Source organism: Kitasatospora sp. NPDC001225 (assembly GCF_053597855.1).
This window is the reverse complement of record NZ_JBSFJC010000210.1, coordinates 1-9,353: the sequence shown is the minus strand read 5'-3', so window position 1 is coordinate 9,353 and position 9,353 is coordinate 1. Positions and strand designations below refer to the sequence as shown.

The following is a 9,353-nucleotide window of genomic DNA, read 5'->3' as shown; positions in this document are numbered from 1 at the left end:
TTGTCGCCGCGGCTGACAGTGTCAGCTTGCGCACGGTCACGTGGAGGGTCCCTTCGGGGTCAACGGTGCTGGGGCAGTGGTGACTTGTGGCGGGCTTGGAGCCGGTGGGGCCGAGGTCGGAGACGGCGATCGACTTGTGGTCGCGCAGGGCCGTCACCTCCTTGCCGTCGACGTACCAGCGCAGCTTGGTGCCGGAGACCGGGAGGTCGACGGTGAGGTGGTCGGTCGCGGTCAGGCGGGTGGTGACCGGCGTGCTGCTGGAGAGGGTGGAGGCGTGCCGGTAGAAGCCGGCGATCATCGCCTCGCGGCCGGGGAGGTTGAACTCCCGCCCGAGGGAGCGCATCACGGAGTTGTCGGTCGGCCGGTTGAGGCCGGTCGGGTAGTTGCTGCCGCCCTGGTACGCGCCGACGGTGCCGCCGTCGGGCGAGGTCTTCCCGAGCCAGCGGTACCACTTGGCCTTGTCCTGGCGCATCCGGTCGGCGCTCAGGGTGGTGATGTTGGGCTGCGGGGGCTCCGCGCCCTGGTAGGGCCCCGCCCCGTCGGCCCAGTACTCGTCCGCGAGCTTGCCCAGCGAGTGGCCGGTCTCGTGCACGGCTATCTGGCCGGACGCGCTGTTGCTGCCCGCGACGGTGGCGATGCCCTCGTACCCGAGCGGCGACTGGGTGCTGCCGTAGCCGGCGCCGCCGTACTTGGCGGTGTTGGCGACGACGATCACGAGGTCGGCCTGCGGGGCCTTGGCGGCGTAGGTGTCGACGGCCTTGATGTCCACGCACAGCAGCCGCTCGATGGAGTTGCACCAGAAGCGCGAGCCGAGGGCGGTCTTGCGGACGGTGTCCTGCTTCGGGTCGCCGGAGACGCCCGACTGGGCGGAGACGGCGCCCACGGCCCACACGTTGAACAGCTTGCGGTAGGTGGCGTACGGCTCGACGGCGCTGATGTCCTTCCACTTCGCCGCGGCGTCCTTGCGGAACTTGTCCTGCTCCGAGGCCGTGTAGCCGTCGCCGATCATGACCACGTCGAGCTTGCTGTCCGTGCTCCCGTTGTTGACGATCTTCGTCACGGTGCCGTCCGCCGCGGCGCCGACCGCGTTCATGACCGGCGCGCCGACGAAGGGGGAGGCGGCAGGGACCTTGGTCCGGCTGATGGCACCGTCCTCGGCGAAGACCTCCACGTCCTGGTCCCCCGGGGAGACGGTGACGGAGGCCGGGTCGACCGGGTCGGACGGAGCGGCGACCGCCGGGCCGACGCCGACGGCGAGAGCCGCCAGCGTCATGGCGCCGGCCAGGGTGACCGAGGTGAACCTGCTGGTGCGCAAGAGGGTTTCTCCGAAATCTATGGGCGGCGAAAAGTGGTGGAGCGCGGGGGAGCGCGGCCCCGTGCCGTGCTGCCGCCGCACTCCGCCAACACGGCTGCACGGAGCCGGAACTGACAAGGTGACACTGTCGGGTGGTCACCTCATCGGTGGATACGGCCGGCTGCCCACGAACGGTTCACGCGGGCTGTCGCCGTCTCGCCGGTGAGCGAGCTCCTGGCGGCTGCGGGACCGTCTCATCGCCTGCCGGCGTGTTCCGGTGGCCGGCCGGCCCGGTCTCCGGGGAGTCACCGGCGGGCGGGTGCCCGCTGGGTCAGGAGGACGGCGGCGGCCAGGGCGGCGACCGCGGCGGCGAAGACGGTGGTGGCGGTGCGCAGTCCGACGGCGCCGATCAGCGCGCCGACGCCTACGGCCGGCAGGGCCAGCATGGTGTACAGGGCGGCGAAGAAGGCCGAGACGGTACGGCTGCGGGTCCCGGGCGGGGTGCGCGCGCCGATGAGCGCGATCCCGTGGCCGACCGCGACGCCGGTCGCCAGGCCGACCGTCAGCGCCGCGCCGAGCAGCGGCAGGAGGGAGGAGGCCGCCACGGCGGCGGCGATCAGCCCGGCCGCGACGATCAGTCCGGCGCACGCCGCGGGCAGGGCGGCGCGCCCCAGTCGTGCGGCCAGGAGCTGGCCCGTGCCGGTGCAGGCGAAAGCGAGGGAGACCGTTGCCGCGGTGGCCAGGAGGTCGTGGAGGCGGGCGACTTCGGCCAGGAACAGCCCGGTCACCGCGGTGAGCACGCCGAGGACGGCGAATCCCGCGCCCGCGGCGAGCGCGGCGTGCCGGAACTCCCTGCGGAGGGCGGTGGGCACGCGGGGTGCGCGGGCGACCGACCCGGTTCCCCGCTCCCTCGGCGTCACGGTCTCCGGGGCCACGGCGAGTGCGGCCAGGGCTGCCGTCAGCAGGGCCGCGGCGGCGACCCAGACGGCTCGCAGCGGCCAGCCGGTGGTGTCGGCGAGCGCGGCCGCGAGCAGCGGGCCGCAGGCCAGGCCACCCATGTTCGCGGCGAGTGCCAGCCGCCCGGCACGGAACCGGCCGTCGGCGGGCGCCAGTTCGGCCAGGTGGGCGGTGGCGGTCCCGGTGATGAGCGCGGCGGCCAGCCCGGACAGCACCCGTCCGACCAGGAGGGCGGCCAGGTTCTCGGCGAGGAGGAACACGACGGCGGCCGCCAGGGCGGTGAGCAGCGCCGCGGCGGCGACGGGACGGCGGCCGTACCGGTCGGAGAGCCCGCCGAGCGCCAGCAGTCCCGCGACCACGGCCAGCGCGTAGACCGCGAAGGCCACGGTCACGGCCAGCGGAGAGAAACCGAAGGCGCGCTCGTACAGCGGGTAGAGCAGGGTGGGCACCGTCGTCCCGGCCGTGACGGCCCAGAAGGCGAGGGCGACCGCCCAGGTGCCGATCCGCCGTCTGCCGCCCGGGGTACCCGCCCCGGGAGTGGCGGTGGGAGCGGCGGTGGGCGCGGTCGGCGGGACGGGTATCGGGGAGGCGTGGGAGTCCATGTGCGGGGTTCCTTCCGCGTGGGCGTCTTTCGGGAACGGGAAGGGTCAGTGGGCCTGGAGGAGTGCGGCACGGCGCAGCCAGTACCGCCAGCCGGCGTCGATCTGGCTGTCGGGCCAGGCCACCGCGTCCTTCTCCAGGCATTCCTGATGGCCGGTCCAGTGCCGGAGCTCGCCCGCGGCGCGGGCGGTGAGCTGGGTCCGGCAGGCCCGTTCGAGCAGGATCGCGTACATGACCGCGTGGGCGGTGTCCCGGCCGACCGCCGCCAGGCCGTGTCCGGGCATCAGGCAGGCGCGGGCGCCGCCGAGGTCGGCCGCGAGCGCGCGGCCCAGCCCGGGGGTGCGGACGAGGTTGTCGGTGGCGGTGTACCGGGGCAGGCCGTGTTCGGCGAAGACGACGGCGTCGTGGCTGAGCGGACGGAGCGGTTCACCGAGCGCGCTGAAGGCGTTGACCGTCGGGGAGTGGGTGTGGACGCTGGCGCGCACGTCGGGACGGGCCCGCATGAGTTCGGTGTGGAGGTGGTGTTCGAGGTGGACGCGTCCGGTTCCCGCCAGCCGCTCGCCGGTCCACGAGACGAGCAGGACGCGCTCGGGGGTGATCTCCTCCAGGCCCCAGCCGGCCGACTTCATCCACACGCCGCGGCCGTCCGGGTCGCGGACCGCGAGGTGTCCCCACACCATGTCACCGTGCCCGGCCGCGGCCAGCGCCCGGCTGCCCAGTGCGACCAGCTCGATCGGGTCGATCGGGTCGATTGGGTCGTCCATCGTGTCGTCCGTCATGGGTGGTGCTCCTTGATGTCGTGTCCGGGCCCGTTCTCGGGCTGCTGTGGCCGCCGTCTTCCCTCGTGTGCCGGGGGTTTCGGGCCATGCGTCCAGGGCGTCCGGGACCGCATCCTGCGGCGGTGCTCACGACCCTAGGAGCGGTCGCGGATTGCGACCAGTGAAAAGAATGCAAGTGCTATTTTCACTTGGTGAAAGTCACGTCCCTCGACCTCAACCTCCTCGTCATCCTCGACGCCGTACTGGAGGAGGGCAGCGTCACCGGGGCGGCCCGCCGGCTGGACCTGTCGGCACCGGCCGTCAGCAGGGCCCTGGGCCGGCTGCGGACCGCGTTCGGCGATCCCCTGCTGGTGCGCTCCAGCCGCGGACTGAAGCCGACCGCGCACGCGCTGGCGCTGCGTCCGCGGGTACGAGCCCTGGTCGAGGACGCCCGGAACCTGCTGGGGCCCGCGGAGGAGGACGCACCGGCCGCCTGGTGCCGCAGCTTCACCGTTCTGGCGCCCGAGGACCTGATCGGGTGCTTCGGCACGGACCTGCTGGCCCTCGTGCGCGCCGAAGCCCCCGGCGTCCAGCTGCGCCTCCTCGGCGAAGGGCGGGCGGCCGACGAAGGCGCGGCGGTGCGCGAGGGCACCGCGGATGTCGCGATCGCGGTCAACGCCTCCAAGGAGGCCGACCTCCGCTCGGAAGGGCTGGTCCGCGAGCCGCTGCTCGGGGTGGTCCGCGCCGGTCACCCGCTGAGCAGCGGCGAGGTCACGGCGGCCCGCTTCGCGGCGTGGGACCACGTCGTGGTCTCCCGTCACGGCCGGCTGCGCACCGCGGTCGACAGGCTGCTGGAGGCCGAGGGAGTGCGGCGTACCGTCGCGGCCTCCGTGCCCGGCTTCGCCACGGCGCTGCGCCTGGTAGCCGCCGGCGACCTGGTCGGGATCGTGCCGGCCGCCCTGGCCGGCCGTCTGGCCGACCCGCTCGAACTGGTCACCTTCCCGGTGCCGTTGGGCGTGAAGCCGCTGCGCGTCAGCATGCTGTGGCACCCTCGCCACGACGACGACCCGGCCCACCGCTGGCTGCGTGCCCGCGTCCGCGAGGCGGCCGGCCGGCGGACCGCCCCGTGACGCGCGCCGCCCTGCCCGTCCGCACGGGGCGCGGACGGGCGGGGCGGTCAAGTGCCGTGGCGCGGAGAGGCCTTGGATCCGCGGCAGCCCGTCGGCGACGGTGGGGCCGAGGGCGCGTTCCTCGGCAGGGTCCGGCGCCGTGAGGGGTCCTCGGTCCCCGTCACGGCGCCGCTTCCTGATCCGGAAAGATCCCGGGGAAGGCCCGGGGCGGCGTCAGTAGATGAGGACGTCCCAGTGGCTGCCCTCGTTGCAGTACAGGTTGCCCGACGCGGCCTGCCACTGCGGGTAGCCGTCGCCCCGGAGGCCGATGTAGGTGAAGCTGTTCTGGACGTAGCTGTCGATGCAGGAGCTGCGGGCGATGTCGACCTTGTAGCCGTTGTAGTGGCTGTAGGTGCCGGAGGCGTGGCCGACCTCGGTGCCGCCCGTGATGTTGATGGCGCAGCCGCTGGCCTGCTTGAGGGTGATGACGGCGCTGACGGTGCCCGAGTTGATCTGGTCGAACGAGGTGCAGGTGGAGTTGGACCTGGTGGTGCAGCCCCCGCTGGAACTCCACGTGATGCCGGCGCCGCTGAACTGGCCGGCGGCCGCGGACTGCGACAGCTTGGTGCCGCTGGCGCCGGCCGTGGGCGCCGAGAGGGCGAGGCCGGCCAGGGCCAGGGCGACGACGGTGGCTGCGGTGCGTGGCTTCATCTGCATCTCCCGGTGAGGATGGTGTGCATCCGACTCGACCCCCGCCCTCCTGCCGCGCCTCGGTGGGAGGGCGGGAGGTCCGGCGCCGGGCCGACGGAAACGGCCCGGACGTAGGGGTCGTACGCAGTGCTGTGACGCGACAGTGCTCCGGCACGAGGGCCGACCGATCCCTCCGGCGCCACCGCCTGCCGCTCCCGGGAAACGGGGGACGACGGGCTTCGAGCGCCGGCATCGGACCAGGATGCCCCATCGTTGTCTATGCGAGTAGACCCCGGGCTGTGAATTTCGCGTGACCGGGAGCGGCCTTCAGTGCGTCGAAACGCTCAGGCGAGCGGTCCGGCGAGCGGTCCGGCGGAGTACGGTGTCGCGGCGGCTTCGGACGGGACCGCCGACGGCGAGGAGGCCGACGGGCGGCCGCCGCAAGTGCCCGCGGAGTACAGGGCGTTGGAGGTCCTCAGCATCGCGGCATGGTCCGACAGGTCGTACCGGTTGATCGAGGTGGCGAACTGCCGCTTGCCGGTGACCTCGCCTACCAGCAGGGTGTTGTAGCCGGGGATGCCGCCGTCGTGTCCCCAGAACTCGCCGCAGGGCGTGGACAACCGCTGGAGCCCGAGGCCGTAGCCGGCGGCCGCGTTCGGGCCGCTGGTGTCCTTCATCGCGGCGAGTTCGGCCGGGCCGAGCAGCTGCCCGCCGAGCAGGGCGGCGATGAAGCGGGTGAGGTCCGCGGTGGTGGAGATGCCCGCCCCGGCGGCGGAGGCCATCGACGGGTTGAGCAGCGTCACGTCGGCGGGGCCGGTCGGGAGCTTGTAGTAGCCGTGCGCGTGGGAGCCGGGGATGAAGGGCGAGTAGAGGGGCATCGACGTGCCCGTCAGGCCCAGCGGCCGGATGATGCGGCGGTCCACCTCCTGCGCCCAACTGCGCCCGGTGAGGCGCTCGATGATCATGCTGATGAGCACGTAGTCGGTGTTGGAGTAGTGCCAGCCCTGACCGGGGGCGAAGTACGGCGGGTACTTGTCGGCGATGTCCACGAGCTGCTGCGGCCGGTAGGACGTCCAGCGCCCACCCGCCAGCCACTGCCGCAGCGTCTCCTCGTTGCTCGCGTCGAACGCCGGGTCCTCGGTGAAGTCGTGGATGCCGCTGGTGTGGTTGAGCAGTTGGCGCACGGTGATGCCGGCGCCGTTCGGCACCACGCCCGGCAGGCGGCTCTCGACGGAGTCGTCGAGGCCGATCCGGTGTTCCGCGACCAGTTGGAGGACCACCGTCGCGACGAAGGTCTTGGTGACGCTGCCGATCCGGAACCGGCCGTCCGGATCGGCGGGCGCACCGGTGGCCAGGTCGGCCACGCCGGCCGCACCCTTCCAGACCGTGGAGCCGTTCTCCCGGACACGGGCCAGTGTCGCCGCCGCACCGCCCTCCCGCACCATGGCCCGGACCGCCGCGTCCAGGGCCGCCCCGTCCGCCGTCCGCTCACCGCCCGCCGCCGCCACCCGGTGGGGCGCCGCCGGGGCGCCCGCCGCGCCGGCGGCCGGGGCCAGGGCCGCCAGCAGGCCCGCACCGGCGAGCGCGACGATCGCCGACCGCCCGACCGGGCGCCGCCACCGTCGACCCTTCGAGCCGAGTCTCCCGCGCCTCGGATCCGCCGTCCCGTCCGCCATGCCGTCCTCCCGAAGTCGACCGACGGATGCGATCAACACCCGTCACAACAAAGACAGTTGACAGAGTGTCAGTCAGCAGCGTTACGAGGCGTCCACCTCAGGTGCGGAGCGTCTCCGCCCCGGGACCCATCTTCCCGCCCGGAGGACTCCACCTCGGGTCGAAGGCCGCCCCCGACGGATCCCTGAGGCCTCGGTCGGCCGAGTGGCCGGAGGTGTGAGGCCGAGGATGCTGCCGCGCCCAGCCCGGGGGCTGTGGATCCCGTGACATCAAAACGTAACGCTTCCGTGGAAAGTCGCCGGGCGTAAAGTCTTCCCCAACTCCTGCTAAATCTGGCATGTTTCCCTCAATTCCCGTGCGATCCCCCTCACGTACGGTCTGAATCGGAGGATACGTGTCACCCCTGATATCCCGGCGGCTCGGCCGCCCGGCCGCAGCCCTCGCCGTGCTCTCGGCCATGGCGCTCGCCACCCCCACCGCGTTCGCGACCGCCGCCACCACGACCACCACCCCCACCGTCCCCGGCGCCGTCTCCGCGCCCGCGGTACAAGCGCCCGCCACGCAGGCCCCCGCCGCCGCGGGCAGCGCGGCGGGCTGGGCCGCCGGCACCCGTGCCTACCTGGTGATCAGCGCCCCCGCCGACATCGCCGCAGCCAAGGCCGCCGTCGCCGCCAAGGGCGGTACGGTCTTCTCGAGTTACGACCAGATCGGCGTCATCGTCGCCCACTCCACCAGCGCCGGCTTCGCCGCCGCGCTGCGCACCGTCACCGGCATCCAGCAGGTCGGCGCGACCCGCACCTCCGACGTGCCGGCCGACGCCTACAGCCCGGCGCTGCCCGCCAACCCGGCGCAGGCGGCCACCACGCTCACCGAGTCCAACCGCTGGGACATGACGCAGATCAAGGCCGACCAGGCCTGGAGCGTCAGCACCGGCTCGCCGTCCGTCAAGGTCGGCGTGCTCGACACCGGCGTGGACGACCAGCACCAGGACCTCGCGCCGAACTTCGACGCCGCCGACTCGGTCTCCTGCGCCTACGGCAAGCCCGACGCCCGCACCGGCGCCTGGCGGGACGTGGACACCCACGGCACCCACGTCGCCGGCACCATCGCGGCCGCGAAGAATGGCAAGGGCGTCATCGGTGTCGCACCGGGCGTGAAGATCGCCTCGGTCCGGATCGCCGAGCCGACCAGCACCCTGTTCTACGCCGAGAACACCGTCTGCGGCTTCGTCTGGGCCGGCGACCACGGCTTCAAGGTCACCAACAACAGCTACTACACCGACCCCTGGCAGTTCAACTGCCCGAACGACCTCGACCAGGCGGCCATCATCGAGGGCGTCAAGCGCGCCCAGGAGTACGCCGAGGGCAAGGGCTCGCTGCAGGTCGCGGCGGCCGGCAACGCCAACTACGACCTGGCCAACAAGACCACCGACACCGAGAGCCCGAACGACTCCACCAAGGTCACCCGGACGATCAGCAACGCCTGCATCGACATCCCCACCGAACTCCCCGGCGTGGTGACCGTCGCGGCCACGGGCAGCGGCAGCGGCAAGGCCTCCTACTCCAACTTCGGCCGGGGCGTCATCGACGTCGCGGCGCCCGGCGGTGACGGTGCCACCGGCGTCTACTCGACCCTGCCCGGCGGCAAGTACGGCACCAAGAGCGGCACTTCGATGGCCTCCCCGCATGTCACCGGGGCGGCCGCGCTGATCGCGAGCGCCAACCCCTCGCTCACCCCGGCGGACATCCGGGCCCGGCTGGCGAGCCAGGCCAACGACCTGGCCTGCCCCGCCTCCGACAGCCGCTGCACCGGCACCACCGCCGACAACTCCTTCTTCGGCGAGGGCCAGGTCGACGCGCTGAAGGCGGTCGGCGGTGCCACCCAGCCCACCGGCACGTACTTCGAGAACACCGCCGACGTGGCGATCCCCGACAACACCACGGTAGAGAGCCCGATCACCGTCACCGGCGTCACCGGCAACGCCCCGGCGACGCTCAAGGTCGGCGTGGACATCAAGCACACCTACCGCGGCGACCTCGTCCTCTCCCTGGTCGCGCCCGACGGCACGGTCTACCTCCTGGAGGACTTCCCGAACAGCGACAGTACCGACAACGTCGCCAAGACCTACACCGTCAACGCCTCCGCGAGCGCGGCGAACGGCACCTGGAAGCTCCGAGTGAAGTCGTAGGCCAGGCGCAGGCCGTGGGTGCCGTCGGGGCCGGGGGCGGGGGCCGTCGAGCCGCCGGGGGCGCGGTCGTTGCCGGATTTCCA

7 protein-coding genes are annotated in these 9,353 nt (G+C 73.0%); 2 read left to right on the top strand and 5 right to left on the bottom strand.

What is annotated here, in order from left to right:
• The 3 genes from ACWDCZ_RS37135 to ACWDCZ_RS37125 all read right to left on the bottom strand — a co-directional run.
• Positions 1-1,315 (bottom strand): M64 family metallopeptidase (locus ACWDCZ_RS37135; RefSeq protein WP_449818218.1); only part of this gene is annotated, 1,315 nt, incomplete at its 3' end.
• Between the two features lie 284 nt (positions 1,316-1,599).
• Complete coding sequence (locus ACWDCZ_RS37130) at positions 1,600-2,853, bottom strand: MFS transporter (RefSeq protein ID WP_449818217.1); 1,254 nt, start codon at positions 2,851-2,853, stop codon at positions 1,600-1,602.
• Between the two features lie 45 nt (positions 2,854-2,898).
• A complete protein-coding gene (locus tag ACWDCZ_RS37125) occupies positions 2,899-3,630 on the bottom strand; it encodes a class II aldolase/adducin family protein (RefSeq protein ID WP_234348488.1) in 732 nt (243 codons plus the stop codon).
• A 191-nt stretch (positions 3,631-3,821) separates the two neighbouring features.
• Here ACWDCZ_RS37125 and ACWDCZ_RS37120 point away from each other — a divergent pair, with 191 nt between their 5' ends.
• On the top strand, positions 3,822-4,739 hold the full coding sequence (locus ACWDCZ_RS37120) for a LysR family transcriptional regulator (RefSeq protein WP_449818216.1): 918 nt from the start codon (positions 3,822-3,824) through the stop codon (positions 4,737-4,739).
• Between the two features lie 213 nt (positions 4,740-4,952).
• On the opposite strand, the gene ACWDCZ_RS37115 is transcribed toward ACWDCZ_RS37120, so the two are convergent.
• Complete coding sequence (locus ACWDCZ_RS37115; protein WP_380781278.1) at positions 4,953-5,429, bottom strand: hypothetical protein; 477 nt, start codon at positions 5,427-5,429, stop codon at positions 4,953-4,955.
• Between the two features lie 323 nt (positions 5,430-5,752).
• Positions 5,753-7,084, bottom strand: coding sequence for a serine hydrolase domain-containing protein (locus ACWDCZ_RS37110; RefSeq protein ID WP_449818215.1), 1,332 nt, complete (start codon positions 7,082-7,084; stop codon positions 5,753-5,755).
• A gap of 443 nt (positions 7,085-7,527) precedes the next feature.
• Between ACWDCZ_RS37110 and ACWDCZ_RS37105 the strand changes: the two genes are divergently transcribed.
• Positions 7,528-9,270 carry a S8 family peptidase gene (locus ACWDCZ_RS37105; RefSeq protein WP_449818219.1) on the top strand — a complete coding sequence of 581 codons (1,743 nt, stop codon included), beginning with the start codon at positions 7,528-7,530 and terminating at the stop codon, positions 9,268-9,270.
• Positions 9,271-9,353 lie beyond the last annotated feature (83 nt).

What these genes read in the sequence shown, in the direction of transcription:
- ACWDCZ_RS37130 (WP_449818217.1), bottom strand. Translation starts at nt 2,853, where the DNA reads ATGGACTCCCACGCCTCCCCGATACCCGTCCCGCCGACCGCGCCCACC.
- ACWDCZ_RS37125 (WP_234348488.1), bottom strand. Translation starts at nt 3,630, where the DNA reads ATGACGGACGACACGATGGACGACCCAATCGACCCGATCGACCCGATC.
- ACWDCZ_RS37115 (WP_380781278.1), bottom strand. Translation starts at nt 5,429, where the DNA reads ATGAAGCCACGCACCGCAGCCACCGTCGTCGCCCTGGCCCTGGCCGGC.
- ACWDCZ_RS37110 (WP_449818215.1), bottom strand. Translation starts at nt 7,084, where the DNA reads ATGGCGGACGGGACGGCGGATCCGAGGCGCGGGAGACTCGGCTCGAAG.